We start from the raw sequence: 26,611 nt of genomic DNA, 5'->3' as shown, positions 1-26,611 counted from the left end.
CCTCATCCTTCTCTCGTCTCGGCGAGTGCCGAGTTAGGTTTCAATTCAAACTGCTGACGGGTCAGCAGAAAATTCTTACAGGTGCAAGGTCCGCTTAAGAAGTGCGGGATGTCAGCCAAATGGTGAACGCGATGATGACGCCCAGCCCGGCGATCCAGACGAAGAGACCTTCGGAGACCGGTCCCAGAGCACCAAGATCGGCGCCGCCGGGTGAACCGTTGGCCTCAATCTGCTTCAGGTAGGTGATGATGTCGCGCTTGCCCTCCGGAGAGATGTTCGCGTCACTGAAGACCGGCATGTTCTGGGGGCCGGTGACCATTGCTTCGTAGATGTGCTGGCCGGAGACACCTGCGAGGGCAGGAGCAAACTTGCCCCGGGTCAGTGCGCCGCCTGCAGCGGCGGCGTTGTGGCACATGGCGCAGTTGGTGCGGAACAGCTCTCCACCGTTGGCAGCGTCGCCCTTTTCATCGAGCACACCTGCCTCGGGGATGGCCGGGCCGGGGCCGAGGGAAGCAACATAAGCAGCCAGCTGCTTGGTCTGTTCCTCGTTGAACTGGGCGGGCTTCTTGTAGGCCTGCGGGCCGTTCATCTGCATGGGCATGCGGCCGGTGCCTACCTGGAAGTCAACAGCGGCGGCGCCGACGCCCACAAGGGACGGTCCGGCCTGCGACCCGCTGGCACCCATGCCGTGGCAGGTGGCGCAGTTGGCGGCAAAGAGCTTGCCGCCTTCCTCTACGTCGCTCGCGCTGTAGGTGGTGGTGTCGGCCTTGGCCTGGTTGACGGTGGTGGCAACGGCGTACAGCCCACCCGTGACCAAGAGGCCCATCAGCAGCAGTGCAATTGCTGCCAGTGGGTGACGTCGCTTCTGCGAGAGTGCCTTCACGTGGTGGTTCCTTTATTCGATCCTGCGGTGGCTCCGGGAGCCGCTTCTTGAAATTCTGCCTCTTGTAGAAAAAGAGTCAAGTCTGACTACTTGAGGACGTAGATGACCAGGAAGAGGCCAATCCAGACGACGTCCACGAAGTGCCAGTAGTACGAGGTGACAATCGCCGAAGTTGCCTCAAAGTGTCCGAACTTCTTCGCGGCGAAGGAGCGGCCCATGATGAGCAGGAAGGCAATCAGGCCGCCGATGACGTGCAGGCCGTGGAAGCCCGTCGTGATGTAGAAGGCTGAACCGTAGGCGTTGGTGGCCAGCGTTACATGCTCGGAAACGAGCATGGCGTACTCGGTCGTCTGGCCGGCGACGAAGAAGGCACCCATGAGGAACGTCAGGATGAACCATCCGTTCATCCCCCACTGGGTGAAGCTGAAGCGTCCGCCGGTCCGGCGCGGCTGGAGCCGCTCGGCAGCGAACACGCCCATCTGGCAAGTAAAGGAACTTGCCACAAGGACGATCGTATTAACGAGCGCAAACGGGAAGTTGAGCTTGGCTGTCTCTTCGGCCCACATCAGTCCGGAAGTCGAACGGAGTGTGAAGTACATGGCGAAGAGACCGGCGAAGAACATCAACTCACTGGACAGCCACACAACGGTTCCAACAGAAACCATGTTCGGGCGGTTCAGCGTCGGGTGCGCCGGGGTACTGGGGGCATGGGTCGCAGATGTCACATAGACATTATGTCTATAAAAGTCCGTCCTGCCCAACGCAAACCGCGTTTTCGGAGGACTTTTTCTACAAAGACGCGAATTCGCGCGGAAAAGTTCCCGGCGGGGTTCACATTGGTCTTTGCGGGGCGGACCTCGATAGCATCGGGAGGTGACTTCACAGGCATCTGCACAGGCGGCAGGCAACACCTGGCCGCGGCTTATCAACGCACTCATCAGCGGCGCCGACCTTACTGCCGGGAGCACTGAGTGGGCCATGAATTCCATCATGTCCGGTGAGGCAACGCCGGCCCAGGTGGCGGGATTCCTGGTGGCGCTGCGGGCCAAGGGCGAGACCGTGGATGAGCTGGCCGGCCTGGTGGAGGCGATGATCGCCAACGCCAACCCCATTGACATTGCCGGTGAGAAACTGGACATCGTCGGCACTGGTGGAGACCAGCAGAACACTGTTAACATCTCCACGATGGCCGCCCTTATCGCCGCGGGAGCTGGGGCCCGGGTGGTCAAGCACGGCAACCGTGCGTCGTCGTCCTCGTCGGGATCCGCCGATGTCCTGGAGGCCCTCGGCGTCCGGTTGGATCTCCCCATTCCCCGCGTGGCACTCAACGCCGAAGAGGCGGGAATCACGTTTTGCTTCGCCCAGGTTTTCCACCCCTCCATGCGGCATGCCGCCGTCGCCCGCCGTGAACTCGGCGTTCCGACGGCGTTCAACTTCCTGGGCCCCATGATCAACCCGGCACATGTCCAGGCGTCGGCGGTGGGCGTCGCCAATGAGCAGATGGCCCCGCTGGTGGCCGGAGTGCTGGCCAAGCGAGGCAGCCGCGGCCTGGTTTTCCGCGGCAATGACGGCCTGGATGAGCTCACCACCACCGGCCCGTCGCGGGTGTGGGAGATCCGCAACGGTGAGGTAACTGAGGAGGCGTTCGATCCACGCGATCTCGGCATCCGGACGGCCACGCTGGAGGAGCTGCGCGGCGGGGATGCGGTGGCCAATGCCGCCGTCGTCCGGGCTGTCCTCGGCGGTGCGCCGGGGCCGGCCCGCGATGCGGCGCTGCTCAACGCCGCGCCGGGCCCGTCTCATGAGCTGTTCGTAGTTCGGTTGTTCGCTACTGCTCGAATCCGAGGGCAAAGGCCGCATCGAGGTCGTGCTGGGAGTAAGCGCGGAACGCGATCTGCGTAGTGGTGTGCGCGACGCCGGGAACCTTGGAGAGCTTGTCCGCGATGACGTCCGCCAGGTCCTCGTGCTTGGCGACCCGGGCGATGGCGATCAGGTCCCACTCGCCCGTTACGGAATAGACCTCGCTGATGCCGGCGATGGCGGAGATTTCCTCGGCGGTCTCCGGGATGCGTGAAGCGTTTGTCTTGATCAGGACGAATGCGGTGACCACGTGTGAACCTTTCCGGATCGGTTGCGCCGTTTGCGGGCCTGTCGGCTGCCCTTGCACGGGCGCTGCCATCTTCTGCAAGCCTAGTGCATTAGGCCTGGCGGTGGCGTGAACGCAGCCGCCGAACGCCCGCGGCCACAAGGCGGTAACCCAGGAGGAAAACGGCCAGGCTCAGCAGGGCCACGATGATGAAGGGCAGTACCACCGTCTGCCCGGTGAGGGCCCGCAGGATCATCCCGACGCCGACGGTTCCCAGCCAGACAGCGACGCCGGCGGGCCACACCCGCAGGGGGTCATGCCACAGCCGCAGGACCAGCCAGGCCAGTGCCGCGCCGGCCAGGAACGGCCACGCCGTCGCAAAGACGCCGGTGATGATTTCCCCGCGCTGGTGCGCGTCGCGCCCGATCGCCGCGAAGAGCAGAATCAGGAGTGCATCTGCGCATGCTGCCAGGGCTGCTGTCTGCGCGGGCCGGAGGCCGGAATGGGGAGCGTCCTGGGCGGATGGGCGGGGGAGTTTGGGGGTTGGAGAAGGCATGCATCCAAGCCTAGTCCCGTGAGGATGGGCTCCGGGCGGGGACCGTTGTGTGTGAAGTCACCTCCGGGCTAGGCTCGGCCCCATGCCGCTGATCGCCGCCGGAGTCTGCCGGCGGCACGGCAAACGCAAGGGGAGCGCTGTGAGCGAAAAAATCACCACCTGCCTGTGGTTCGACAACCAGGCCGAGGAAGCCGCCGAGTACTACGTCTCCATCTTCGACGGCGGCAAAATCCTCGACGTCTCGCGGTACGGCGACGGCGGTCCCGGGCCCGCCGGCCAGGCCATTACCGTTCAGTTCCTGCTTGACGGGCGCACCTTCACGGCATTGAACGGGGGTCCGGCCTTCACTTTCAATGAGGCGGTGTCCTTTGTGATCGACTGCGCGTCGCAGGAAGAAGTGGACCGGTACTGGTCGGCCCTGACTGACGGCGGCCAGGAAAGCCAGTGCGGCTGGCTCAAGGACCGGTACGGGGTCTCGTGGCAGGTTGTGCCGGCCGTGCTGGGACAACTGATCGCTGGCCCCGACCCCGACGGCGCCCAGCGTGCCATGCAGGCAATGCTCGCTATGCGCAAGCTGGACATCGCCGCCCTGCAGGAGGCCTACGACGGCGCATGACGCCGCGGGTCCGCGTGGCCCCCGGGCCCTCCCTGACCCCGGTCGGCGTGGCCCCCCGGCCCAGGGACTGTCCGCACATATGATCGTGGTATGAGTAGCGACGCCGTTCCGGAGGCTGGTGTCCCGGTGCAGCTGGATCCTCAGCTGGACGGCCAGCTGAGCATTAACGACATCCTGCTCGAACTTGGCCAGGCTCCCGTGGTGCACCCCTCGCCGGATGCGGCGAGTGAGCTGCACTTCTTTTAGGCCCGCCGCTTCCGGTTCCGCCATCCCGCGCCTGCTCCACAGTTCGTTCTGCTGGCCCCGCATAGTGGCGCTTCCGCGCTGGATTCGGGCCCTTTGGTCCTAACGGGGCACGACCCGGGGAGTTAGTTTGGCGCTTAAGGATGCCAGCAGGGCCTCCTCGGAACGGAAGGATGGCTCCCGTGGAGCAATTCTGGAACTTCATTTGGCTGTTCTTTTGGTCATTCGCGTTCATCGCGTATCTTTTCGCGCTGTTTGCAGTTATCTCGGATATTTTCCGGGACCACGAACTCAGCGGTTGGCTCAAGGCTGTGTGGATCATCTTCCTGGTCTTCGTGCCGTTCCTCACGGTTCTCGTGTACCTGATCGCGCGGGGCCGCAGCATGGCCGAGCGCCAGGCCCGCAGTGCCCAGCAGGCCGAAGCCGCAACAACGGAATACATCCGCTCCGTGGCCACGGCGTCCCCCTCCCAGGAAATCGCAAAGGCCAAGGAACTCCTCGACGCCGGCACCCTGACCCAGAGCGAATTCGACGCCATCAAGGCCAAGGCGCTGAGCCAGGCCTGACCTCCCCGCTGCGTCCTATGGGTGCATTTCCCGCCCTCGGACCACCCGTCAGTTCGTCCGCCGGCAGCTGGCCAGACCGTGTTCGTAGGCGAAGATGACGGCGTGCACACGGTCGCGCAGCCCGAGTTTCATGAGGATGCGGCCCACGTGGGTTTTGACTGTTGGTTCCGCCACGGTCAGTCGTTCCCCGATCTCGGTGTCTGTAAGTCCCAGGGCAATGGCCGAGAGTATTTCCCGTTCCCTCTGTGTCAGTGATGCCACCGCGTCATCACCCGCGGACGGGGGACCGGAGGGAAGCCTTTGGCTGAAGAGGTCCAGCATCCGGCGGCTGACCCGGGAGGAAATGGCGGCGTCTCCTCCGGCGACGGCCCTAATCGAGGCAAGCAATTCAGAGGGCCCGACGTCGTTGAGCAGAAAACCACTGGCGCCGGCCCGGAGCGCCGCGACGTCGCAGGTTGCACGTTCCACTCCGCGGTGACCGACCAGAATCTGGCATCAGCTGTAGGGCGGGCCTTTGATCCGCGGCCTGTGCGCAGCAGGAAACAGGGGTACTGTGAGCCGCATGGAGATGCGCCTCGAGGTAGTGCAAGTACCGGTCAGTGATGTGGACAAGGCCAAGTCGTTCTATACGGACCGACTCGGGTTCGTTCTGGACCACGACGTCGAGTACATCCCGGGAATGAGGGTCGTGCAACTCACGCCGCCGGGCTCCGCCGCCTCTATCGTCGTCGGCACCGGAATGACCAGCATGCCGCCGGGCAGCCTGGAGGGCCTGCAATTGGTGGTCCCCGATATGTCGTCGACGCGGGCTGAGCTGCTTCGGCGGGGAGCGGAAATCAGCGAAGTCCAGGACATGGGTGGAATCGCCTTCGCCTACTTCAGCGACCCGGATGGCAACCGCTGGGTCATTCAGGAAGCCACACGGCCGGGTGTGAGGGAAGCCGGCTCCTAGGGCTGGACGATCGAGGGCAGCGCGCCCCGCCAAGGCAGCTTTTCCGAAGCACGCGTCGCGTTATTCATGTTTAGCCCCTAAAATCTAAATAGTAGGGTGACTATTTAGACTTCCGGAGGATCCATGACCCGCTGGCCCGCGCACGGCAGCAAGATGATGCCGTGGAAGTCGTCCGGGCGGCCGCCGCGCGAAGATCGGGAATTCACCGAGGTGGTGGTCTCGCTGCCACCCTTGATCGCCGGGAGCTGGTTCGATCCGGGGCGTGAGACCATCGTCGCCCTGGAAGAGGCCGCCGTCGCCATCGCGTCCCTGGACGTCACCGCCGGCACGCGGATGGCCGCCATTAGCGGGTTCCTGTTGCGCAGCGAGGCGGTTTCCTCCTCCAAAATCGAGCATGTCAACGCCAACCGCGACGACTACGCCCGGGCCATGATCGGGCTCAAGGCCAGTGACGACGCCCGCTCCATGGTGGCTGCCGCCGACGCCGTACAAGGGATGATCGACGACGCCGGGCGAACCGGCGAGATCCGGCTGGAGGCAATGCTGGCCGCCCATCACACGCTCATGAAGGACGACCCGATGGACGGCCCACACGCCGGCCGGTTCAGGGAAGTTCAGAACTGGATCGGCGGCAGTGACCATTCACCGCGCGGCGCCATCCACGTCCCGCCCCCGCCGGAGCTCGTGCCGGACCTGATGGAAGACCTGCTGGTCTTCTGCAACCGCCGCGACGTGCCGATCATGGCGCAGGCGGCGATCGCGCACGCCCACTTCGAGTCCATCCACCCGTTCACCGACGGCAACGGGCGGATCGGGCGGGCACTCATTGGGGCGATTTCCCGGCGTCGTGGGCTCACCAGGAACACCGTCACCCCCATCGCGTCGGCGATGGTCGCCGACGTCGACACCTACTTCCGCCTGGTCAATAACTACCGCTCCGGTGATGCCGATCCATTCGTGCTCTACCTGGCCCGTTCCGCTGTCCGCGCCTCGGATGCCGCCCGCGAATCCGTCGCCGCCCTCGATGCGCTGCCGGCGATGTGGCTGGAGCTGGCCCGGCCACGCAGAGGATCCGCGGACGAGAAGATCATTCCATGGCTTCTGGAGCGGCCCGTGTTCGAGGCTCACAGCGCGGCCCACATTGCCGGCGTCGCCGAAAGCTCCGTGTACGCCGCACTGCAGCGGCTCTCCAACGCCGGGGTCATTACCCCCGTCACCCAGTCCAAGCGCAGCCGTGCCTGGGCGGCGACCGAAGTCCTCGACGAGGTGGACCGGCTGAACGACCGGTTGGCCGACGTCGGGAAGGCTGGCTGACCGGACGGAAGGAGCCGGCGTCGGTGGCCGGCCCCCGGGGCCGGCGGAGGGTCTTGATCCTCACGCGGGGTGAGGATCTACGGTTGTTCCCATGACAGAGACGAGCGGTGCCACAGGTCAATGGAGCATCGGCGAACTTGCCAAAGCGTGTGGCGTCACGGTCCGGGCGCTCCATCACTACGACGAGATTGGGTTGCTGTCGGCAGGCCGGCGGACGGCTTCCGGTCACCGCCGCTACATCGAGGAAGACGTCCGGCGGCTCTACCGGATCCGGGCGCTGCAGATGCTCGGCCTCCCGCTGGCCGAAATCGGCGCTGCACTGGGAACCCCTGCCGATGACGTGGGCTCGCTGCGCACGCTCCTGGAAAGGCAATTGCTGCATCTTCGCCAGCACGCCGAGCAGGTCCAGGCGGTCCAGGACCGGATACGCCATCTGCTTTCACGCATCGACGGGGCCGCCATGCCGGCGCCGGAACAGTTCATGGCAACTTTGGAGATGATCACCATGCTCGAAAACTACTTCACACCAGAACAGCGCCAGGAACTGGCCGGCCGCAGAGCCGAACTTGGCAGCGACAGCATCGAGGCCCTCAAAGTCCGTTGGGCCGCATTGGTCGAGGAGGGTCTCAGGCACGTCGAAATCGGGACGCCGGTATCCGATCCGTCCATCCGGGCATGGGCCAGGGCATGGGACGAAATCGGATCCATGTTCCACGCAGGCGAAGAGACCAAAGCCGCTGCCCGTTCCATGTGGCAGGACAATAGGACTGCCCTCAGCGCCGGTCTGCCCTGGACCCCGGAGCAGCTGGCCGGACTCATGGCCTACCTGCAAAAGGCCAGGACGCAGCCCTGATCGCCCGTGCTCCCTGTCGGCGCTTTTCAGCGGTGCTTTTTGATGGTGGCGGATGCAGAATGGAAGGAAGCCGGGCTGATTTCTCAGCCCCCTCCAGCGTCCAGGACGGCACATCATGACGGGCAACAAGACACGGACGGCACTTGTGTTGGCAACGGTACTGATCGGGCTGAGCGGCTGTGCCGGAGGCGGCGGAACGCAGGCATCGGCCCCTGCCACGACCGCCGGGACCTCTCCCGGCATGTCGATGGAACCGTCTGCCCCGGCCGGCTCCACCGCTTCGGGGCCGGGAAGCGGGGCGGCAAGCGCCGCCGCCGCAACCATCACGATCAGCAACTTCGCCTACGAGATCCCGGGTGCGGTGGCTCCGGGCGCGGAGGTGAAGGTGATCAACATGGACACCGCAGAGCACACGGTAACCGCAGACCAGAATGCGACCCTCTTTGATGTCGAGGTCAAGGAAAACGGCGGGACGGCCACATTCAAGGCACCTTCCGAACCGGGGACCTACGCTTTTCACTGCACCTACCACCCCAACATGCACGGCTCATTGACGGTCAAATGAGCGCGACGCCGCCGGCCGGCGCGCGTCCTCGACGATCTCGAACGAGAAAGGTGCCGTGGCGTGGCTTTCGGGACCCCCGCACCGTCGCTTGACCCATCCGTCGTCGATGGCCTGGGCTCGGCGCTCCGGGGCCGGCTGTTCCGGCCCGGAGACGCCGGCTACGACGAAGCCCGGAAGGTCTTCAATGCGATGATTGACCGCCGTCCGGACGTCATTGTCCGCCCTGCCGACGCCGAGGATATTCGCCTTGCCGTGAACTTCGCCCGGGAAAATGATCTCCCTGTCTCCATCAAGGGCGGCGGCCACAACGTGGCAGGGAACGCCGTCGGCGCCCGCGGGCTCATGCTGGATTGCTCCGGCATGAAGAACGTTCAGGTCGACGCCGAACGGCGCGTCGCCTTGGCTGGAGCGGGTGCGCTCCTGGCCGACCTTGACGTCGCCACCCAGGCGCACGGCCTGGCCACGCCGCTCGGAGTCGTGTCGGTTACCGGCATCGCCGGTTTGACCCTCGGAGGTGGCATCGGCTGGCTCAACGGCAAACACGGGCTCGCCTGCGACAACGTGCTGGCCGCCGACATCGTGACTTCGGATGGCAGGCTGCTGACGGCTAGCCCCGACCAACACACAGACCTCTTTTGGGCCATCCGCGGAGGCGGCGGCAACTTCGGTGTTGTCACGTCTTTCACCTATCGTTTGCATCCCGTCGGACAGGTTCTTGCCGGAGCGCTCTCATTCCCGGCCGAACGGACAAGGGAGGTCCTGGGCTTTTATCCCGGATTCGCCGCTTCGTGCCCCGACGAACTCTCGATGTCGGCCAGTCTGGGGTGTGACACCTCAGGACGCCCTGTCTTCGGCATCGGCGTCTGCTGGAGCGGCGGGCATGATGAGGCGGAGCTGGCGCTCCGGCCCCTGCGCGACCTCGGCCCAGATGTGGACGCGGTGGTGCCCACCGATTATGGCGTTTGGCAAAGCGCCCACGACGGCGGCTTTCCGCCGGGCCGGCACCACTATTGGAAATCGAGCTTCTTGACTGACCTCACCGCCGACGCCATCGATGTCCTGCTCCAGTTTGCGGCCGAGATGCCTTCAGCGGCGAGCGGCATCGGAATGCAACAACTGCACGGTGTGGCCGCTCGGGTTCCCCCGGCGGCCACGGCATTTCCGCATCGCCGGTCCCAGAGCGAGCTCCTCATCCTGGCCCAGTGGTCCAAGCCGGCAGAAACGGAGCGCCACGTCGGCTGGGCCCGCGCCTTCTTCGAAGCGATGCAGCCCTTTGCCGCTAGCGGGGTGTACGTCAACGATCTTGGCCAGGAAGGGGAGGAACGGGTGAGGGCAGCCTACGGCGCCAACTACGACCGGCTGGCCGCTGTCAAAGCCGCATACGACCCCATCAACCTCTTCCGATCAAATCAGAACGTGCGCCCGACCGCATAGGAAATGATGATGACCCGGCGTGTGCTCCTGGCACTGCCCGCCACGGTCAGGCATAGCTGGCTGTAACCGTCCTGGCTTCGCCGTCGAGTTGGATTCGACCGCCGTAGGGGAGGATCCACTGCGGTCGGGTGTGCCCGAAGGGAACCCCGATGCACACGACGGCGGCCGGGTTATACCGGGCGATTTCGGTGCTGACCACATCGCGCTGTGCGGCGCGGAGCCGAGCCCGTTCGGCGGCAGCCGGAACCTGCCCGTGGCTGCTGACTGGAGGCCTGGCGACCAGCACGCCGTCGACCGCCCCCAGGACACCACGCTCGCCGAGCGCTCGAAGCCATCGCTTGACCCAATCTGCGGGAGCCAGCAGTTCGCTGGTTTCGAGGATCAGGATTGTGCCCCGGAGCGCGTCGACGGAGGGCAGCCTGTCGGCGATGGCGAGCTGGTCGAGGACTTCGATGCAGCCACCCCAGGTGTAACCGGAGACCTTGCGTTCGGGACCCGTCCACCTCCAGGGTTCGGTGGGTTCGCGGTCGCCGTATTCGACGAGTGCCCGCAGCTCGAGCCAATCCGGCCCGAAGTCCTCTGACTCCCCGGGATCGGTGATCTCGAGCTCGCCTCCAGTGAGCAGCGCGGCCCGTAGGGAAGCGAGGTGGACGTCGTCAGCACCTGGCCCGGCGCCGAGGTGGACCTGGGTCGAACCGCCGTAATATCCGCGTATCCCGAGTGACCACAGCCAGTTCAGCAGGTTGGTGTTGTCGCTGTATCCGACGAAGATCGTTGGATTCGCCCGGACGGCCGCCTCGTCGAGATGAGGTACGACTGTGATCTGGTCGTCGCCGCCGATGGTGGCGAGAATCGCGCGGATGCTGGGATCGGCGAACGCCGCATTGATGTCCGCCGCCCGTTCCTCGGGACTGGATCCGAGCTTGCGCGTCGTCGGGAATTCCACAGGAATCAAACCCGTAGCCGCTGTGAGCCGCCGCATCGCCTGCTCGTGCACGGCCGGGGCGAATCCGGGGGCGGCGAACGACGGGGAGAGAACCGCCACTCGATCGCCCGCATTGAGTTTCGGGGCGGACAGCTTCAGCTGCGAATGATCCATGCACTCATCGAACCAGACGGGACGTGGTTCGAGGCAACTCGACGACCCGACGTGCCGGTGCAGGATCCTCCAACGTACTGCGGAGGAGTAGCAGGCCAAATAGCGTGTGCCGATGACACGCCCGACAACTCCGTGATTCAGAAATAGTGTGGGTCAACGCCGTATCTGGCGCGCATCGATTGTCGGTATTTGGCGCAGCCAGTGCTGTAGGCTCCGATTCGAACCTTGGGGGACTGATGCTGAACTACTTTCGCGAAACGCAAGAGGCACGATTTGCAACCCGTGCACGCCGGATCTATGGCTACGTCTCCGTCGGCTTCGTTGTTGCTGTCGGGGTCTTGGTGATTGCCGGCCTTGCGCCAGTTTGGACTTCCTGGACGATCCTCGGCGTTTCTTGCCTTCTGGACGCTTTCCTGACCCGAAAGTGGATCAGAGAAGACGCACTGAGGGCTTATCGAAGCGACCGGGCCGGCTGACGCCGTCCCGGCGGTGGGCAACGGGCAATGCATTAACGGAGGCTGCAACGGCCGCGGCCGGCACTTAACGGGGGAAGCTATGGACAAACGTCCGTCAAGCCACAATGGAAAGCCGTCAGCATGGTCCCTCGTCCAGCTGGCCCTCAGTCTCTGCGCGTTGGTGGCAACAAGTGTCGCGGCCATCTTGTGGAATCCGATCGACGCAGACTTCATCAATCGCGCCGACAATGCAGGGTGGGACCAATCTGTGCTTCTACCGCACCAAATGGAACTCTCGCTCGTCCTCAACGCGTCAGTACTGGCAACGTTTGTCGTCGTCGTGACCGMGATCATTGGCGTGCTGGCCTCACGCCGGCGGACCAACGCCACGCTGCCCGCAAATCCGTCCGCTATCGCCTGATCCGTCCCGCCCAGGGTTCCCGGCCCGATATTCCGAAGGTCTAAATGGACTCGTGAACGGTGGCCGGAAAGTTGGAGCCGCAATTTCGCGTGGCTCTAGCCTGCGACGTGCTGGTCACCGGCAGTCCAGAATTATCAACGTAGTTTCAAGCCGACGGAGGTCGGCGCCTGGCATATTTCCGATGGCTGGAATACTGGGGAAATGACTCTCGCTGAACTGGAACTGCCTGGCGGCCCATTCACGATCAGGAAAGCTGAATCATTTGATGTGGCTTCGATTGTTGGGCTACTGGCTGCCGACCAGCTCCGAGCCTCCGTCGACTCCATCGCAATCGAACACCGGCGTCTCTACGATCTTGCTTTCCAGGCAATTGATGCGGACCCTGCGCAGCTTCTTCTCGTTGTTGTCTCGACCGAAAATGAAGTGGTTGCCACCATGCAGCTGACTTTCATTCCCGGGCTCGCCCGAGGCGGAGCTACGCGACTGCAGATCGAGGCAGTCCGGGTCCGGTCTAACCTTCGGAGCAACGGTCTGGGAGGGGCGATGATTACGTGGGCTATCGCTGAAGGGCGCCGGCGGGGCGCAAGGCTGGTTCAGCTTACGTCTGACGCGTCCAGGGTCGCAGCACACCGGTTCTATGAGCGTCTTGGCTTCGAAGCGTCGCACGTGGGCTTCAAGCTGTCCCACTGAGTTGTGGGTACCAACGGTAAGCGGCGCTGTTCTGGTGTGGGTTAGTGGCCTTAGGGGGCTCCCGAACAGCGCCGGAGATAGGAATCATTCGACGCGCTCCGCGCAAGGCTGAAGGGGCCCACCCGCTGCGAATTGATCGGGAGTTCCGCTGGCCTTCTCTGCAGCACCCTGTCGCGGCGCAATTCCGGGATCCACCGTCCCACGACTCCTTAACAGGTATTTGGTCCTCACTATAGGAGTTGCAGAACGCAATACCGTTAGGAAGAGGAGATGATGGGCCGCATGGACCATTGGATGAATGTCTCCGCCGACCTGCGGGTCGAGCAAGTTCCGGGGGACAGCCACGCCGTCCGCGATGTATACGAGGCCAGCTCGTGTTGAGGCAGGTCGCAGAGGGCGTGCTGATCCATGAGAGCGCGTTCTGCCAGAGCAACGCCGTCGTCGTGCAGGGCCGGGCTGGCGTGTTGCTCATCGATCCCGGGGTGCACGGCTACGAAATGGACTGCCTCGCGAAGGATCTGTCCGAGTCGGGCCAGACCGTTGTGGCAGGCTTCTCGACGCATCCTCATTGGGACCACCTGCTTTGGCACGCCGGGTTCGGCGCGGTTCCCCGTTACGGCACCGCGCGATGCGCGGCTACCGCCCGGGATCGGCTGTCGGGCGGACTGGAGGCGGTCGCGAAGGCCGCCGGCATCCCCGAACAGGTACCGCTGGACCTCCTCGGCCTTATTACCGGCCTGCCCGTCGATACGGCGCAGATTCCTTGGGATGGGCCCCAAGTCCGCATTCTCGAGCATCGAGCACATGCCCCGGGCCACGCGGCGCTGTTGATTGAGGAACGTGGGGTTCTCGTCGCCGGCGACATGCTTTCTGATGTCTTGATCCCGATGCTCGACTTGAACGACACCGCTGACCCGATCGAGGACTACCTCGCCGCGCTGCGGCTGCTCGAGGGCGTGGCGGGCGACGTCGATGTCCTCGTCCCCGGCCACGGGTCCGTCGGCGGAGCCGATCAGGTACACGCACGGATCGACCAGGATCGGGCGTACGTGCACGCCTTGCGTGACGCCCATGATCCCAGCGATCCGCGGGTCGGCCCATCGGCCGCTCCCGGGTGGGACTGGGTGAGCGGCGTTCACGCATGGCAACTCCAGCGCCTCGCCCAAAAGCAGTCGGGAAAGCTCGACACATGACATGAGCTTTGACCGCGATCGGAGGTTCTTGGTTCCCCTTTGGCCTTGTCTGGCATTTTCCGTTCGGGGACGACGTTAGTTCAACCCCGACCGGGCCGGCCTTATAGGTGTCGCAGGTATCTTTCGGGGGAGTCCAGGAAGCATCGCCAGTTTGAAACCAGATCGAGGTCCGACCATTCCTGCTGCCGAAGTCCCCACGGGCCGACTTCGAGAATCTGCGCGCCTGGAAGCGCTGCAAGGACAGGGGAGTGTGTGGACATGATGACTTGCGAGGAACCTTCGGCGAGGAGATCTTTCAAGACCGCGAGGAGGCTGAGGCATCCCGCGAAGGACAGCGCTGATTCCGGTTCATCGAGCACCCACAATCCGCGTCCCCGGAAACGATCCACTGCCAGTTCCAGGAACGATTCGCCGTGTGACATGTCGTGGAACGAGATGTCCGTACCCACGGTGCTCGGGTTCTTCTCGAGATAGGTGAAGAAGCCGTGCATGGTTTCCGCGCGCAGGAAGTAGCCGCGTCTTGTGGCGCCGGCGTTGCGGACAAGCTGCAACAGGGGGCAGGATACCTGGCCACCGACGGCGGTCGAGGACGTGGGCCGGGTCTTCGGCCAACCGTCTGATCGGAAAGCTGGGCGGGGGCATGCCCCATTCTTACAGGCTGAGAAGTTCGCGGCGGCCAAGACGAAAGGTCCTGGGAAATACCAGTCATTTCGAACTGAAACTCCGGGACTACCGAAATAGAGCGAAGACACGCACGGGTTCCGGAGCGAAGTTCGACCCCTCCGTAAAGCCCATGGCTTCGTAGAAGGCGCGTTGCCCTGGTTCATTGTCAGTGATGAGCACTGTTTGCCGGACATGCGCGTATCGTGCCGTGACGTGTTCCACCAGAGCCCGGCCTACGCCCGCGCCTTGGAAAGGCGGCCGTACAAGGATGTCCTGCAGATAGCAGATGGTCGCATCGTCCGACACAACCCTCGCGAGGCCAACAAGCTCACCATTCGCGTTCCGGGCCGCCACGACAAATGAGGAACTTCGGATCGCTCTGGTGAGCAGTTCTGGATCCCGGGTATAGGCGGCCCACCCCACAGATTCGTACAACGAGAGAACCTCGGCATCGGAAAACTCGTTGGATGTGAAGATGCTGAACGCCGGCATCCGACCAGTGTTGCATGGCCTTGCCATTTGTTCATGACCACCGTTGACCACCGGAGAGGAATGGGTCACCGGGTCCGCGAAATCCATCCCCTGTCTGGGTTGCGGATCCGCGGTCAGGTGCCGATTGCGTGCCTCAATGAGCCTGCGGAGATAGCGTGCCGGAACCAGCTTCTCGGCCACGAGCCCGACCGGACCGAACGGGGCCGCAAACCGATCCCGACTATCATTCCACCGAGGCGTGCTGGCACTGTCGGAGGCGAAGGCCGGTGTCTATTCTGTTCTATAAAGACCGTTGCGACATGCGGTCTGCAGGTCCCGGCACTTCCCGGGAAGCCTTCCCGCTCCGGGGCCGTCTCGATGAGGAGGCGTCGATGTCCAGTCCCGATGTGCCAACACGCGGGCCGGCCAGATCCGGTCCATATGTCATCACCGGAATCCTTTTGACCATCGCCATTGTGGTTCCGCTGTATGTGCCCGCGTATTCGGTCGATGCGCCGCGCTGGGCGGGTATGCCGTTCTTCTACTGGTACCAGATGATGTGGATTCCGATCACCTCGGCCTTGGTCGGGGTCTCCTACTGGCTAGTCATCAAGGAGGATCGCCGCCGGCGCGAATCGGTGCGCGGCATGACCAGTCCCGGGGAGGAGCGATGAGCGGGATGGCCCTTCCGCTGGCCGCTCCGGACCGGCCCGTTAACGTCGTGGCACTCACTATTGTGATTATTCTTTTCGTCCTGGTGGCCGTTTTGGGGTTTGTTGCCGCGCGGTGGCGCCGGGGCGAGGAAACGGGGCTGCACAGCCTCGATGAGTGGGGCCTCGGTGGCCGCGGGTTTGGAACCTGGGTAACCTGGTTCCTTCTCGGCGGTGACCTGTATACGGCCTATACCTTTGTGGCCGTTCCCGCTGCGATGTGGGCCACCGGGGCCGTGACCGGCTTCTTCGCGGTGCCGTACACAATTGTTCTGTACCCGATCGTATTCCTGCTGATGAGCCGGTTGTGGTCCGTCTCGCATCGACATGGGTTCGTCACGCCGGCCGACTTCATTGGCGGCCGCTATGGCAGCAGGTCCCTGACCCTTGCCGTCGCCATCACCGGCATCGTCGCGACCATGCCGTACATCGCGCTGCAGTTGGTCGGCATCAAGGCTGTGCTCACCGTGCTGGGCTTGGGCAGTTCGGAGAACGTTCTGCTGACGGACCTGCCGCTGATCATCGCGTTCGTGGTCCTGGCCGCGTACACCTATACGTCGGGCCTGCGGGCTCCGGCCCTGATCGCCGTTGTGAAGGATCTTCTGATCTACCTGGCAGTGATCGTTGCGGTCATCTACCTGCCGATCAAGTTCGGCGGCTGGGACCCCATCTTCAACTCCGCCGAGGCGAAACTGAGTGCGACCAACCCGGCTACCGGCAAACCCACGGGAGTGTTCATCCCCGGCGCTGCCAGCTACTCCGCCTACTGGACATTGGCCCTGGGCTCTGCCTTGGCGCTGTTTATGTACCCGCACTCCATCACCGGCGTCCTCGCAACCAAGAGCAGGAACACGATCCGTAAGAATGCCGCTGTGCTCCCGCTGTACTCACTGATGCTGGGGCTCCTGGCACTCCTGGGCTACGCAGCCATATTTGCCGGTACCGTACCGGTCGACCTGAATGGTGCCATCAACCCGCAACTGGTGGTGCCGCAGCTGTTTTTGGACCAGTTCCCGGCGTGGTTTGCCGGCATCGCACTGGCCGCCATCGCCATCGGTGCTCTTGTCCCGGCGGCGATCATGTCAATAGCGGCGGCAAACCTGTTCACCCGTAACATTTACGTCGATCTCATCAGGCCCGACGCCACGCCCCGGCAGGAGGCACACGTCTCCAAGATCGCGTCGCTCGTGGTGAAGTTCGGTGCCTTGGTTTTCGTCATTGCCATGGACCAGTCGGCGGCAATCAACATGCAGCTGCTCGGCGGTATCTGGATCCTGCAGACCTTTCCGGCGATGGTTGCCGGGCTCTACACGCGCTGGTTCCACCGGTGGGCGCTTTTCGGCGGCTGGGCAGCCGGAATCACCTATGGCAGCATCGCGGCGTACAACGTGGTCAATCCCGTCACGAAAGCCCACTTTGGCGGCTCCATCGCGGCCATTCCCGGCACGGACACGCAGGTATACATCGCTGTCACAGCGTTTGCGATCAACCTGATCGTCGCCGCCGGCTTGTCTCTTCTCTTCCACGCAATGAAGCTGCCCGATGGGAAGGACATCACACGCAACTCGGACTACGGCGCCGACGAGAACGATCCGAAGGTCGCCCAGATCGAGCGCGAGCACCCGCTCGGCGAGTCCGGCGCATCCACATTCTGATTCGCTGGAACCCTCGGCGCCGAAGAGGCACCCCGTGGCAGACTTTCTGCCATGGAGCCCATGGATTGTCTGGTCATCTACGTCCCCACCGACGCTGCGCCCGCCCTCCGGCAGGCCATTGGCGACGCCGGGGCGGGCAGGCTCGGCAACTACTCCCACTGCTCGTTCAGCCTCGACGGCACCGGCCGTTTTACCCCGTTGCCCGGCGCAACCCCGTTCGTCGGCGTCGTCGGTTCCCCCGAGGAGGTGCCGGAAACCCGGATCGAGGCAATCTTCCCCCGCTCCCGGCGTAACGCCGTCGTCAATGCCGCGTTGTCCATTCATCCGTACGAGACGCCGGCGTTCATGACCTACCCGGTCGATGCCAGCCGGCCGGACTGAGCAACACCGGGGGTGCAGCGCGGCGGAAACTGTGAGGTCACCCGCGCCGGGTGGCACGCACGACGACATCGTGCAGCGGCAACGCACGGTCACCGGGTCCGGGGAGTGTCAGCGTGATCTCCTCGGCACTCGTGATGTTCCATACGGCAGCGTTGAGACCCCCGGTGATGTCCGCGAGGGTGACAGTCGCTTCCGGGGGAGGGCGGTGCCCGTGCCCCGGGGCGGCGGGAGCGTGCAGGTGCCCGACGATCAACAGCGTGCCGCCGGGGGCTACCCAATCCGAGATGCGTTCGTAGAAGGCAAGCTGCGGCATCGCCGGGTGAGCGTAGTGGGTGGTCACAAGGTCGAACCGGCCACCCGGTGCCCATGACGTCAGGTCCGCCTCGACCCAGGTCACCGTGCCGGACACAGACTGCCCTTCGGCACGCTCGGCCGCTTGGGCGAGGGCAGCGCCGGAGATGTCGGCGCCGGTGACCTGCCAGCCGTGCGCGGCGAGCCAGGTCGCCTCTGCCCCTGTCCCGCACCCGGCATCCAGCGCTGTTCCCGGTGCGAGTCCGCTGGTTTCGCGGATGAGATGCGGGTTCGGGGCCGAATCTGCCTGGGCGGGACCCTGGGCTCTCGAGCAGCTCCTCCCCCTGGCCCGCGTGCACGGGGTAACCCTCGACGAACTCGTCGATGCGCCGCCGACCGGCGACCCCCGGCTCAATCTGCGTCCCGTCGCAGGTCCGGACGGGTCGACGATCTTGCCTCTCACGCGCCGCCCGGGCGGCATTCAGGCCTACAAGTTCATCCTCCCCAAGGGCAGGGATGGCCAGGAGCCTCAGCTGCGCACCCACGAAGGCTACGACTGTGCCTATGTCCTCAATGGCACCTTGCGCCTGGTCCTCGGTGAACATGACCTGATCCTCAGGCCCGGCGAAGCCGTGGAGTTCGACACCCGAACCCCGCACTGGCTCGGCGCAACCAGCGCCGGTCCGGTCGAATTCCTCAGCCTTATCGGCAAACAAGGTCAGCGCACCCATGTCCGGGCGGCACCCAAGCGCGATAGCTAGGCGCATCCTCTGTTGTGCTCTCCTTAGGACCCTGCCGGCGCCATTCGGAGGGCCAGCATCCCGCCTTCGAGGAGTTCAAGTTCGACGATCCGCAGTGTGTGCCGGGTTCCGTCCTCCGGCAGCATTTTCTTGCCACGCCCGAGCACGATGGGGGAGACCAGCAGGACGTACTCGTCCACGAGGTTCTCCTCCATGAGCGTCTTGGTCAGCGTCGGGCTTCCCCACACGAGCACGTTCTCCCGCTCGCGAAGCTCGCGGACCTGGCCGGGTATGTCGTCGGCGATAATCGTGCTGTTGTTCCAGCCGGCGTGGTCCAGTGTGGTCGACACGACATACTTCGGCATCGCGTTGAAAGTGTCGGCGGTGAAGTCGCCCGACCGCGACGGCCAGGAGGCGGCGAAGCCGTCATAGGTGACCCGGCCGAGCAGCATCGAATCCGCCCCGGCCAGAACTTGTTCGTTGTAGGCCACGGTGGCGTCGCTGAAGAACGGGCCCGTCCAGAGCTGGGGCTCCTCGGCGACGTTGTCCAGAGTGGAAAAAGCAGTCACTGTCAGCTTGCCCATGAAGATCTCCTTCAGGTTGTGGCGCCTGGCTGTTATCCGCGGTTTCGGAGCCGGAGTGTTCGTGCCTCGTGGATGGCGGCCAGGGCAACTGCGCTGGCGGCGAGCCTGACGGCGTGGACCCTGTACCACCGCTTCAGTAGGGGGTTGCGGCGCGTCTCACTGAGCGGTTGTGGGCTGAAGAACAGGTCGGGGTTGATGGACCGGAGCAGATAGGCGGTGGCGGCCGCACCCGTCGTCGAGCTGGCCGCAGCGGCTAGCAGCCATGGCCTGCTGTCGGCATGATTCCAGCCTGCCACGAGGGCAGCGATCGCCGCCGGCGCATTGATCGGTGCAATCGGTGCGTAATAACGGCCCGGGCTTCCCGCTCCAAAGGGCGAGCGGGGCAGTTCACGGCTTGCTTCAGCGGCCGCGACGCGGTGCGGGATTTTGACGAGGACCTCATAGAGATTGCCGAAAAACCAATGCGCGTGGCTGAACTCCGCCACGCCCAAGATCCGATCAGCGAGAAAATCCCGGCGGCCCGAGGAAGTCTGTCCCATGCCCACAATCTACCGCCGATGCCCATCGCCAGGCCATGGTGACCAGCTCGCGCGCTCCGGGGCGGGAGAATGCAGAACCCCGCGCTGCTGCCGTCAGTGCTGCACCCGCTGACGATAGTCCCGGGGGGTTTCGCCTGCGTCATTGCGGAAATGCCGGTTGAAGTTGGACAGGTTCGTGAAACCCACTTCGTAGCAGATGTCCGAGATCGATTTGTCGCTCCGCTCCAGCAGGCGGCGGGCGTGGGCCAGCCGAAGTTTGCGCACCAGATCACTGAAATTCTGGCCGGTCGCGCGCTTGAAATACTTCGAAAATGTCGGTTCCGACATACCCACCAGCGCCGCCGCCTCGGACATCCTGACGCTGCCGGCGTGGTTGCTGAAGACATACTCGAGGACGAGGTCCACCACCGCCGCGGCCTGCCCGTCCAGTTGCGGCCTGAACCATTCGTCGGCGAGGTAGCGCCGTTCGGACTCTGGCGCACGCGAAAGAATCGCCAACACGTCAAAGAGATGCTGAAGCCGCTGCAATCCGGTGGAGGTCCCCATCGCCTCCAGGGAAACGGCGGCGGCCCGGGCTGATCGTCCGAGGAACTCGATCCCACGCGAGGACTGTTCCAGCAAGGGTTTAACCTCGGCCATTTCCGGCAGAATCGAGGCGGCCCTCTCGACCCATTTTCCGTCGAACTGAATGAGGACGTCCCTGCCCTGAAGCACTTCTCCGGGTCTCAGGTCGCTGACCCAGTCGTGCGGCAGCCCCGAACCTACCAGGGCCAGGTGTCCGGCCTCGAAAGTGCCGATGTGGTCTCCCACGATGAACTTCCCGGTGCCTTTCCGGATCAGGTGCAGCTCGTATTCAGGATGGTAGTTCCAACGTGCGACCGGGCTGGGGTAGTCGTGCTCGTGCCAGCGCACGGAATGGTTGGGGTCTTCCGGAATCACCTCACGGTTGGCCCGCATCCCCAGGAGTCTTTCGGCAAGCCTGGCCGCTGCGCCGTCATTGATGGCCGAGCCGCCGCCTGGGTCCGCCGCGCTCATCGTGGTTCTCCCTGCTTTCGGCTCATGACAAATGTGCGGCATCTGTGCCGACTCTTCCCAGAATAGCGCCCGGACGGGGCCGCTCCCGGAAAATTAGTATCAGAATTCAGCAAGCAACGCGCTAGTTGTGCCCTATGCCACAAGCCTAATCTTGAGGAACACCAGCGAGGCACCCGGCATTGAGGCCCTCGTCCCGCTCACCGCCCGCACCCCGACACAGCAATCGGAGTAGGGCAGCATCGCACCCCCTGACGAACAAAGGAGTCCTTAATGCGCGCAAAAACACGCGTCGCCATGGCGGCAGGCGCCCTGTGCGTGGCACTCAGCGCCTCGGCCTGTGCAGGCGCCGGCGGCGGCAATTCCGCAGGCGACCCGAACAGCATCAATGTCCTGATGGTCAATAACCCCCAAATGGAGGACCTGCAGCGGCTCACCGCTGATAACTTCACGAAGGAAACCGGCATCCGGGTCAACTACACCGTCTTGCCGGAAAACGACGTCCGCGCCAAGATCAGCCAGGAGTTCTCAAGCCAGGCCGGCCAGTACGACATTGCGTCACTGTCCAACTACGAGATCCCCTTCTATTCCGCCAACGGTTGGCTGGCGCCGCTGGACAACGTGGCCAGGGACGCCGAGTTCAACCAGGCGGACATCCTGCCGGCCTACACCGCGTCGTTGACCGGCACGGACGGCAAACTCTACGGCGAACCTTTCTACGGAGAATCCTCCTTCCTGATGTACCGGAAGGACATCTTCGACGCCAAAGGGCTGACCATGCCGGAGAAGCCGACGTGGGACCAGGTCGCCGACCTCGCCGCCAAGGCTGACGGGGCGGCGCCAGGGATGAAGGGCATCTGCCTGCGCGGCCAGCCCGGCTGGGGCCAGGTCTTCGCACCACTGACCACTATGGTGAACACCTTCGGCGGGACCTGGTTCGACAAGGACTGGAATGCGAAGGTCAACGCCCCCGAATTCACCGCAGCCACCGAGTTCTGCACCAAGCTGGTGCGGGAGCACGGTGAAGCGGGCGCCGCCCAGGCCGGGTTCACCGAATGCCTGAACAACATGAGCCAAAGCAAGGTCGCCATGTGGTACGACGCCACCTCCGCGGCCGGTGCCCTGGAAGCCGAGGCCTCTCCCGTGAAGGGAAAGATCGGTTATGCCCAGGCGCCCGTGAAAGAGACCAAGTCCTCCGGCTGGCTGTGGACCTGGTCCTGGGCGATGCAGGCGGCCTCCAAGAAACAGGATGCTGCCGCGAAATTCATTGCCTGGGCCAGCTCGAAGAAGTACGAGGAACTGGTCGCGTCCAAGCTCGGCTGGTCCAAGGTCCCGTCCGGCAAGCGCATTTCCACGTACGAGAACACCGAGTTCCAGCAGGCCGCGCCGTTCTTCAAGGCCGAACGCTTCGCCATTGAGAACGCGGATCCGACCAACCCCGGTGTCCAGCCGCGGCCGGCGGTCGGCATCCAGTTCGTCGGTATTCCCGAGTTCGCGGCCCTGGGCACCCGGGTGTCCCAAGGCGTGAGCTCCGCCATCGCCGGCCAGGGCTCCGTTGCCGATGCGGTGGCCAAGGGCCAGGAAGCCGCGCAAAAAGTCGGCGACAAGTACAAGAAGTAACAACCCAACCGCAGGAGAACATCATGACTACCGCAACGGCGCGCGTCTCCCGGCAAGGGAGCAGCACCGCCAAACCATCCAGGAACGCCAGGGCGCGGGAACGCGCAGTGGCTTGGGCACGGCGGGCACCGCTGCTGCCGGCCCTGATCTTCCTCATCATCGTCACCCAGCTTCCGTTCGTGGTGACCCTGATCATTTCGTTCATGAACTGGAACAGCCTGAGCCCGGACAAGACCGGATTCGCCGGGTTCGAGAACTACATCCAGGTGGTCACCGACCCGTACATGCTCCAGGCAATCCTCACCACCATCGTCGAGACCGTCTCGGTAGTCCTGGTCAGCCTGGTCCTCGGCCTCGGCCTGGCCCTGCTCCTGGACAAAAAGTTCATTGGCCGGGGACTGGCCCGGACCCTGCTGATCGCTCCCTTCCTCATCGTTCCGGTCGCGGCTGCGCTCATCTGGAAGCACGCCATCCTCAACCCGGTTTACGGTCTGATCAACGGCTCCCTCACCTGGATCTGGTCGCTCTTCGGCTCCGAGGCCCCGCCGCAGCCGGACCTGCTGTCGTCGGCACCCCTGATGGCCATCATCGTCTCCCTGGTCTGGCAGTGGACCCCGTTCATGATGCTCATCCTGCTCGCCGGCCTGCAGTCCCGCCCCATGGACACCGTTGAAGCTGCCCAGATGGACGGTGCCACTCCCTGGGCAATTTTCCGCCACCTCACCCTCCCGCACCTGCGCCAGTATCTGGAACTCGGTGGACTGCTCGGGGCCATCTATATCGTGCAGAACTTCGACGCCACCTTCGTCATCACCTCCGGCGGCCTCGGCACGGCCAACCTGCCCTACGCCATCTACGAGACGTTCTATTACGCCAACGAATACGGCCTGGCCTCAGCGGCCGGCGTCGTGGTGGTCATCGGCACCATCTTCGTGGCGACCTTCGCACTCCGCACCGTATTCTCGCTCTTCAAGAAGGAGGCAGCACGATGAGCACCCTCACCCCCGCCGGGCCCAAGTCATCAGTCCCCGCCCCGTCCACCCCGACCACGGGATCACGACGCCGGGGCAAGTCACGCATGGACCCCACCCGCAACAACACCGCCGCCGGCCTTGCGGCCTGGCTGCTGGCCCTGCTGTTCGCGGTGCCGGTCCTGTGGATGATCCTGACCTCATTCCACTCCGAAATCGACGCCGCCACCAACCCGCCGTCGATCGCCGCCGACCTTAACCTGGACGCCTACAAGGAGTTATTCGGCGCAACTTCCGGCGTCAGCCCCTGGCCGTCGCTGATTAACTCCGCCACCGCCTCGATCTTCTCCACCGTCCTGGTCCTGCTGCTGGCCATCCCCGCCGCGTACGCCCTGTCAATCCGGCCGGTGAAAAAGTGGACCGACGTTCTGTTCTTCTTCCTCTCCACGAAGATGATGCCCGTCGTCGCCGCAGTCCTGCCGCTCTACCTCTTCGCCAAAACCGCCGGCGCGCTGGATAACATCTGGTTCCTGGTCCTGATGTACACCTCGATGAACCTGCCCATCGCCGTGTGGATGATGCGGTCCTTCCTTGCCGAAGTGCCCGTCGAAATGCTTGAGGCCGCCCAGATCGACGGCGCCACCCTGCTGCTCACGCTCCGAAAGGTCATCGCCCCGGTGGCAATGCCCGGCATCGCCGCCACCGCGCTGATCTGCTTCATCTTCAGCTGGAACGAACTCCTCCTGGCGCGGGTCCTCACCGGCGTCGTGGCCGGCACCGCCCCGGTCTTCCTCACCGGCTTTGTCTCGGGCCAGGGCCTGTTCATTGCCAAGGTCTGCGCCGCCGCCGTCGTGATCTCCCTGCCGGTGCTGTTCGCAGGGTTCGCCGCCCAGGACAAACTCGTCCAGGGTCTCTCCCTGGGTGCAGTGAAATAGCGCCGTCAAATAGCCCGCCACCGCCTCTACAAACCGCAAAGGATCCCTTCGATGACCACATCAACCGCACAGTCCCGCACCCCCGGACATCCGGAAGTGCCCGCCACCATGCGCGCCGCCGTCCTCAAGCGCCAGGGCGACATGGCCATGGAAACACTGTCCGTCCCGGAGTTGGACGCGGACCAGGTTCTGGTGCAGGTCGCCGCCGTCGGTGTGTGCGGCAGCGACGTCCATTACTATGAGCACGGCCGGATCGGCGACTACGTCGTGGACCACCCGCTGATCCTGGGCCACGAGCTCTCCGGACGCATCGCCGCCGTCGGCAGCGACGTGGACCCCTCCCGCGTTGGCCGGCGGGTCGCCGTCGAACCCCAACGGCCCTGCCGCACCTGCAAGCAGTGCAAGGCCGGACGGTACAACCTGTGCCCGGACATCGAGTTCTACGCCACCCCGCCGATCGACGGAGCTTTCACCGAATACGTGAGGATCCAGGACGACTTCGCTTACGACATCCCAGACAGCGTCAGCGACGAGGCGGCAGCCCTCATCGAACCACTCTCCGTTGGCCTCTGGGCCTGCGAACGCGCCCAGATCAAGCCCGGCAGCCGGGTCCTGATCGCCGGAGCCGGCCCCATCGGCATCATCGCCGCCCAAGCCGCCCGCGCTTACGGGGCGACCGAAATCTACATCACGGACATCGCAGAAGAAAGGCTCGCTTTCGCCCTGGAACACGGCGCCACCCATGCCTTGAACGCCTTGACGGACAGTACCGAAGGGCTCGACGTCGATGCCTTCATTGACGCCTCCGGCGCCCCGCAGGCCGTCCGTTCCGGCATCAAAGCCGTTGGACCGGCCGGCCGGGTCATCCTGGTCGGGCTCGGAGCCGACAACGTCGAACTCCCCGTCTCCTACATCCAGAACCGCGAAATCTGGCTCTCGGGCGTCTTCCGCTACACCAACACCTGGCCGCTGGCCATCCAGCTGATCGCGGACGGAAAAGTAGATCTGGACATCCTGGTGACCGGCAAGTTTGCGCTGGCCGACTCGGAAGAAGCACTCAAAGCGGGCAAGCAGGCCGGTCAGCTCAAAACTGTCGTCTACCCGGGCCGCTGATGCACATCACCGACGCCACCCCAGCGCCCCGCCTCCCCGCGGGGGACGGTGTCCTGACGGTCATTGGCGAATCCCTTGTCGACATCATCCGCGACCCCCGCGGTCCTGCCGGCGGCCAGGCCCACCCCGGGGGCAGCCCCCTCAACGTGGCAGTGGGGGCTGCGCGCCTCGACCTCAGGACAATCCTGGTGACCCACTATGGCCTTGACCCGCACGGACACCTGCTGGAAGAGCATCTGCAAACGAACGGCGTCCAGGTGGTCAACGGCGGAAGCGCGGCCACATCTACGGCCCTCGCCACCCTGGGATCTGACGGTGCCGCCGAATACGCCTTCTCGATCACCTGGGCAATCAGTGGGGCGTCCCTCCCGGCCCTCGCTGCCGTCAAAGGTTCCACCCACGTCCACACGGGGTCTATCGCTACGGTGCTCCCGCCGGGGGAGCAGGCCACCCTTGCCCTGGTAGAGGCCGCCCGGGAGCACGCGACGACCAGTTTCGATCCCAATTGCCGGCCCGCGATCAGTCCCGATGCGGCTGCGGCACGCCGGCAGGCGGAAGTGTTCGTGGCGGCGAGCGACATTGTCAAAGCCAGCGACGAAGACCTGCGCTGGCTCTACCCGGACCGGGCACCGGAAGAATCCCTGCAGGCCTGGCTGGAACTGGGGCCGGCGGTGGTGGCCCTGACGCGCGGAGCCTCAGGCCCGGTCATCCTGTCCGGAAACAGGCGGGTCGAGATGGCAGCTGAACCGATCCGAGTGTCAGATACTGTGGGCGCCGGCGATTCCTTCATGGCGGGGCTTATTTCCGGACTCGCCAAACTTGGAGCGCTCGGGGCGGAGGGAAGACGGCAACTGCAGACCCTGGCCCTGGATCAGCTCCACGCAGTCGTCTCGTACGCGAACCGTGCAGCGGCGATCACCTGCTCCCGGAAGGGCGCCAATCCTCCGTGGTCGGCGGAACTCGGGGAACTGTCCTGATGA

The 26,611-nt window shown here is 64.4% G+C and carries 31 protein-coding genes and 2 pseudogenes; 21 read left to right on the top strand and 12 right to left on the bottom strand.

Annotated features, from left to right (window positions below; all coding sequences use genetic code 11):
* Positions 1-94: 94 nt before the first annotated feature.
* On the bottom strand, positions 95-883 hold the full coding sequence (gene qcrC / locus AC1DZV_RS12095; protein ID WP_028276731.1) for a cytochrome bc1 complex diheme cytochrome c subunit: 789 nt from the start codon (positions 881-883) through the stop codon (positions 95-97).
* Positions 884-969: 86 nt separating this feature from the next.
* Positions 970-1,608 (bottom strand): aa3-type cytochrome oxidase subunit III, encoded by a 639-nt coding sequence (gene ctaE / locus AC1DZV_RS12090; protein WP_476949460.1) that lies wholly within the window; start codon positions 1,606-1,608, stop codon positions 970-972.
* Between the two features lie 148 nt (positions 1,609-1,756).
* On the opposite strand from ctaE, the pseudogene trpD reads away from it, so the two are divergent.
* Positions 1,757-2,677 (top strand): annotated as a pseudogene (gene trpD, locus AC1DZV_RS12085) (anthranilate phosphoribosyltransferase); the annotation flags it as partial.
* A gap of 34 nt (positions 2,678-2,711) precedes the next feature.
* Here trpD and AC1DZV_RS12080 read toward each other — a convergent pair.
* Positions 2,712-2,993, bottom strand: a complete 282-nt coding sequence (locus tag AC1DZV_RS12080) for an Lrp/AsnC family transcriptional regulator (RefSeq protein ID WP_028276733.1) — start codon at positions 2,991-2,993, stop codon at positions 2,712-2,714.
* Positions 2,994-3,081: 88 nt separating this feature from the next.
* Positions 3,082-3,525 (bottom strand): DUF3054 domain-containing protein, encoded by a 444-nt coding sequence (locus AC1DZV_RS12075; RefSeq protein WP_476949462.1) that lies wholly within the window; start codon positions 3,523-3,525, stop codon positions 3,082-3,084.
* Between the two features lie 139 nt (positions 3,526-3,664).
* Here AC1DZV_RS12075 and AC1DZV_RS12070 point away from each other — a divergent pair, with 139 nt between their 5' ends.
* The 3 genes from AC1DZV_RS12070 to AC1DZV_RS12060 all read left to right on the top strand — a co-directional run bounded on the left by AC1DZV_RS12070 (position 3,665) and on the right by AC1DZV_RS12060 (position 4,950).
* Positions 3,665-4,141: a VOC family protein gene (locus AC1DZV_RS12070; protein WP_476952354.1), complete on the top strand. Its 477-nt coding sequence runs from the start codon at positions 3,665-3,667 to the stop codon at positions 4,139-4,141.
* A 90-nt stretch (positions 4,142-4,231) separates the two neighbouring features.
* Positions 4,232-4,387 carry a hypothetical protein gene (locus AC1DZV_RS12065; RefSeq protein ID WP_156945122.1) on the top strand — a complete coding sequence of 52 codons (156 nt, stop codon included), beginning with the start codon at positions 4,232-4,234 and terminating at the stop codon, positions 4,385-4,387.
* A 170-nt stretch (positions 4,388-4,557) separates the two neighbouring features.
* Positions 4,558-4,950, top strand: a complete 393-nt coding sequence (locus tag AC1DZV_RS12060; RefSeq protein WP_476949464.1) for an SHOCT domain-containing protein — start codon at positions 4,558-4,560, stop codon at positions 4,948-4,950.
* Positions 4,951-4,998: 48 nt separating this feature from the next.
* Here the strand turns inward: AC1DZV_RS12060 and AC1DZV_RS12055 are convergent, their stop codons facing one another.
* The gene (locus AC1DZV_RS12055) at positions 4,999-5,418 is read right to left on the bottom strand and encodes a LuxR C-terminal-related transcriptional regulator (RefSeq protein WP_476949465.1); all 420 of its coding nucleotides are present in this window, start codon (positions 5,416-5,418) and stop codon (positions 4,999-5,001) included.
* Between the two features lie 94 nt (positions 5,419-5,512).
* Between AC1DZV_RS12055 and AC1DZV_RS12050 the strand changes: the two genes are divergently transcribed.
* From AC1DZV_RS12050 to AC1DZV_RS12030, 5 genes are all read left to right on the top strand, one after another.
* Entirely contained in the window at positions 5,513-5,902 is a 390-nt protein-coding gene (locus tag AC1DZV_RS12050) for a VOC family protein (RefSeq protein WP_476949466.1), read from the top strand.
* A gap of 123 nt (positions 5,903-6,025) precedes the next feature.
* The gene (locus tag AC1DZV_RS12045; protein WP_476949467.1) at positions 6,026-7,216 is read left to right on the top strand and encodes a Fic family protein; all 1,191 of its coding nucleotides are present in this window, start codon (positions 6,026-6,028) and stop codon (positions 7,214-7,216) included.
* 91 nt (positions 7,217-7,307) lie between these two features.
* Entirely contained in the window at positions 7,308-8,069 is a 762-nt protein-coding gene (locus tag AC1DZV_RS12040; protein ID WP_476953795.1) for a MerR family transcriptional regulator, read from the top strand.
* Between the two features lie 115 nt (positions 8,070-8,184).
* Entirely contained in the window at positions 8,185-8,634 is a 450-nt protein-coding gene (locus tag AC1DZV_RS12035; RefSeq protein WP_476953794.1) for a cupredoxin domain-containing protein, read from the top strand.
* 60 nt (positions 8,635-8,694) lie between these two features.
* A complete protein-coding gene (locus AC1DZV_RS12030; RefSeq protein ID WP_476949470.1) occupies positions 8,695-10,068 on the top strand; it encodes an FAD-binding oxidoreductase in 1,374 nt (457 codons plus the stop codon).
* A gap of 46 nt (positions 10,069-10,114) precedes the next feature.
* Here AC1DZV_RS12030 and AC1DZV_RS12025 read toward each other — a convergent pair whose 3' ends face one another.
* On the bottom strand, positions 10,115-11,167 hold the full coding sequence (locus tag AC1DZV_RS12025) for a S66 family peptidase (RefSeq protein ID WP_476953793.1): 1,053 nt from the start codon (positions 11,165-11,167) through the stop codon (positions 10,115-10,117).
* 741 nt (positions 11,168-11,908) lie between these two features.
* Between AC1DZV_RS12025 and AC1DZV_RS12020 the strand changes: the two genes are divergently transcribed.
* From AC1DZV_RS12020 to AC1DZV_RS12010, 3 genes are all read left to right on the top strand, one after another.
* Complete coding sequence (locus tag AC1DZV_RS12020; protein ID WP_476953792.1) at positions 11,909-12,043, top strand: hypothetical protein; 135 nt, start codon at positions 11,909-11,911, stop codon at positions 12,041-12,043.
* 201 nt (positions 12,044-12,244) lie between these two features.
* Positions 12,245-12,733: a GNAT family N-acetyltransferase gene (locus AC1DZV_RS12015; protein ID WP_476953791.1), complete on the top strand. Its 489-nt coding sequence runs from the start codon at positions 12,245-12,247 to the stop codon at positions 12,731-12,733.
* A 398-nt stretch (positions 12,734-13,131) separates the two neighbouring features.
* Positions 13,132-13,926, top strand: a complete 795-nt coding sequence (locus tag AC1DZV_RS12010) for an MBL fold metallo-hydrolase (RefSeq protein ID WP_476949474.1) — start codon at positions 13,132-13,134, stop codon at positions 13,924-13,926.
* Positions 13,927-14,027: 101 nt separating this feature from the next.
* Here AC1DZV_RS12010 and AC1DZV_RS12005 read toward each other — a convergent pair.
* A pseudogene (locus AC1DZV_RS12005) lies at positions 14,028-14,477 on the bottom strand (AAA family ATPase); the annotation flags it as partial.
* A 178-nt stretch (positions 14,478-14,655) separates the two neighbouring features.
* Positions 14,656-15,261 (bottom strand): GNAT family N-acetyltransferase, encoded by a 606-nt coding sequence (locus AC1DZV_RS12000; RefSeq protein WP_476949475.1) that lies wholly within the window; start codon positions 15,259-15,261, stop codon positions 14,656-14,658.
* 191 nt (positions 15,262-15,452) lie between these two features.
* On the opposite strand from AC1DZV_RS12000, the gene AC1DZV_RS11995 reads away from it, so the two are divergent.
* Genes AC1DZV_RS11995 through AC1DZV_RS11985 form a run of 3 tightly spaced genes read left to right on the top strand, consistent with a single transcriptional unit; the run spans position 15,453 to position 17,806 of the window.
* Positions 15,453-15,734, top strand: coding sequence for a DUF3311 domain-containing protein (locus tag AC1DZV_RS11995; protein WP_476949476.1), 282 nt, complete (start codon positions 15,453-15,455; stop codon positions 15,732-15,734).
* Complete coding sequence (gene mctP, locus AC1DZV_RS11990) at positions 15,731-17,425, top strand: monocarboxylate uptake permease MctP (RefSeq protein ID WP_476953790.1); 1,695 nt, start codon at positions 15,731-15,733, stop codon at positions 17,423-17,425. The genes AC1DZV_RS11995 and mctP overlap by 4 nt, the downstream gene beginning before the upstream one ends.
* Positions 17,426-17,476: 51 nt before the next feature.
* Entirely contained in the window at positions 17,477-17,806 is a 330-nt protein-coding gene (locus AC1DZV_RS11985) for a hypothetical protein (RefSeq protein ID WP_476949478.1), read from the top strand.
* A 37-nt stretch (positions 17,807-17,843) separates the two neighbouring features.
* On the opposite strand, the gene AC1DZV_RS11980 is transcribed toward AC1DZV_RS11985, so the two are convergent.
* Positions 17,844-18,560 carry a class I SAM-dependent methyltransferase gene (locus AC1DZV_RS11980; RefSeq protein ID WP_476953789.1) on the bottom strand — a complete coding sequence of 239 codons (717 nt, stop codon included), beginning with the start codon at positions 18,558-18,560 and terminating at the stop codon, positions 17,844-17,846.
* On the opposite strand from AC1DZV_RS11980, the gene AC1DZV_RS11975 reads away from it, so the two are divergent.
* A complete protein-coding gene (locus AC1DZV_RS11975; RefSeq protein ID WP_476949480.1) occupies positions 18,451-18,858 on the top strand; it encodes a cupin domain-containing protein in 408 nt (135 codons plus the stop codon). The two genes, AC1DZV_RS11980 and AC1DZV_RS11975, sit on opposite strands and share 110 nt — an antisense overlap.
* 23 nt (positions 18,859-18,881) lie before the next feature.
* On the opposite strand, the gene AC1DZV_RS11970 is transcribed toward AC1DZV_RS11975, so the two are convergent.
* The 3 genes from AC1DZV_RS11970 to AC1DZV_RS11960 all read right to left on the bottom strand — a co-directional run bounded on the left by AC1DZV_RS11970 (position 18,882) and on the right by AC1DZV_RS11960 (position 20,917).
* Positions 18,882-19,421, bottom strand: coding sequence for a dihydrofolate reductase family protein (locus AC1DZV_RS11970; RefSeq protein WP_476949481.1), 540 nt, complete (start codon positions 19,419-19,421; stop codon positions 18,882-18,884).
* A gap of 32 nt (positions 19,422-19,453) precedes the next feature.
* A complete protein-coding gene (locus AC1DZV_RS11965; RefSeq protein ID WP_476949482.1) occupies positions 19,454-19,960 on the bottom strand; it encodes a hypothetical protein in 507 nt (168 codons plus the stop codon).
* Between the two features lie 93 nt (positions 19,961-20,053).
* Entirely contained in the window at positions 20,054-20,917 is an 864-nt protein-coding gene (locus AC1DZV_RS11960; RefSeq protein WP_043435591.1) for an AraC family transcriptional regulator, read from the bottom strand.
* Positions 20,918-21,265: 348 nt separating this feature from the next.
* On the opposite strand from AC1DZV_RS11960, the gene AC1DZV_RS11955 reads away from it, so the two are divergent.
* Genes AC1DZV_RS11955 through AC1DZV_RS11935 form a run of 5 tightly spaced genes read left to right on the top strand, consistent with a single transcriptional unit; the run spans position 21,266 to position 26,608 of the window.
* Positions 21,266-22,612: an ABC transporter substrate-binding protein gene (locus tag AC1DZV_RS11955; RefSeq protein WP_476953788.1), complete on the top strand. Its 1,347-nt coding sequence runs from the start codon at positions 21,266-21,268 to the stop codon at positions 22,610-22,612.
* A gap of 23 nt (positions 22,613-22,635) precedes the next feature.
* A complete protein-coding gene (locus AC1DZV_RS11950) occupies positions 22,636-23,604 on the top strand; it encodes a carbohydrate ABC transporter permease (protein WP_476949484.1) in 969 nt (322 codons plus the stop codon).
* Positions 23,601-24,518 (top strand): carbohydrate ABC transporter permease, encoded by a 918-nt coding sequence (locus AC1DZV_RS11945; protein ID WP_476953787.1) that lies wholly within the window; start codon positions 23,601-23,603, stop codon positions 24,516-24,518. The genes AC1DZV_RS11950 and AC1DZV_RS11945 overlap by 4 nt, the downstream gene beginning before the upstream one ends.
* Positions 24,519-24,569: 51 nt before the next feature.
* A complete protein-coding gene (locus tag AC1DZV_RS11940) occupies positions 24,570-25,631 on the top strand; it encodes an NAD(P)-dependent alcohol dehydrogenase (protein ID WP_476949486.1) in 1,062 nt (353 codons plus the stop codon).
* On the top strand, positions 25,631-26,608 hold the full coding sequence (locus tag AC1DZV_RS11935) for a carbohydrate kinase family protein (RefSeq protein WP_476949487.1): 978 nt from the start codon (positions 25,631-25,633) through the stop codon (positions 26,606-26,608). Before AC1DZV_RS11940 ends, AC1DZV_RS11935 begins: the two co-directional genes overlap by 1 nt.
* Positions 26,609-26,611 lie beyond the last annotated feature (3 nt).

Source organism: Arthrobacter sp. P1_D12 (genome assembly GCF_056406175.1).
Note: the sequence above shows the minus strand (reverse complement) of the source record. Positions and strands in the feature narration are given on the sequence as shown.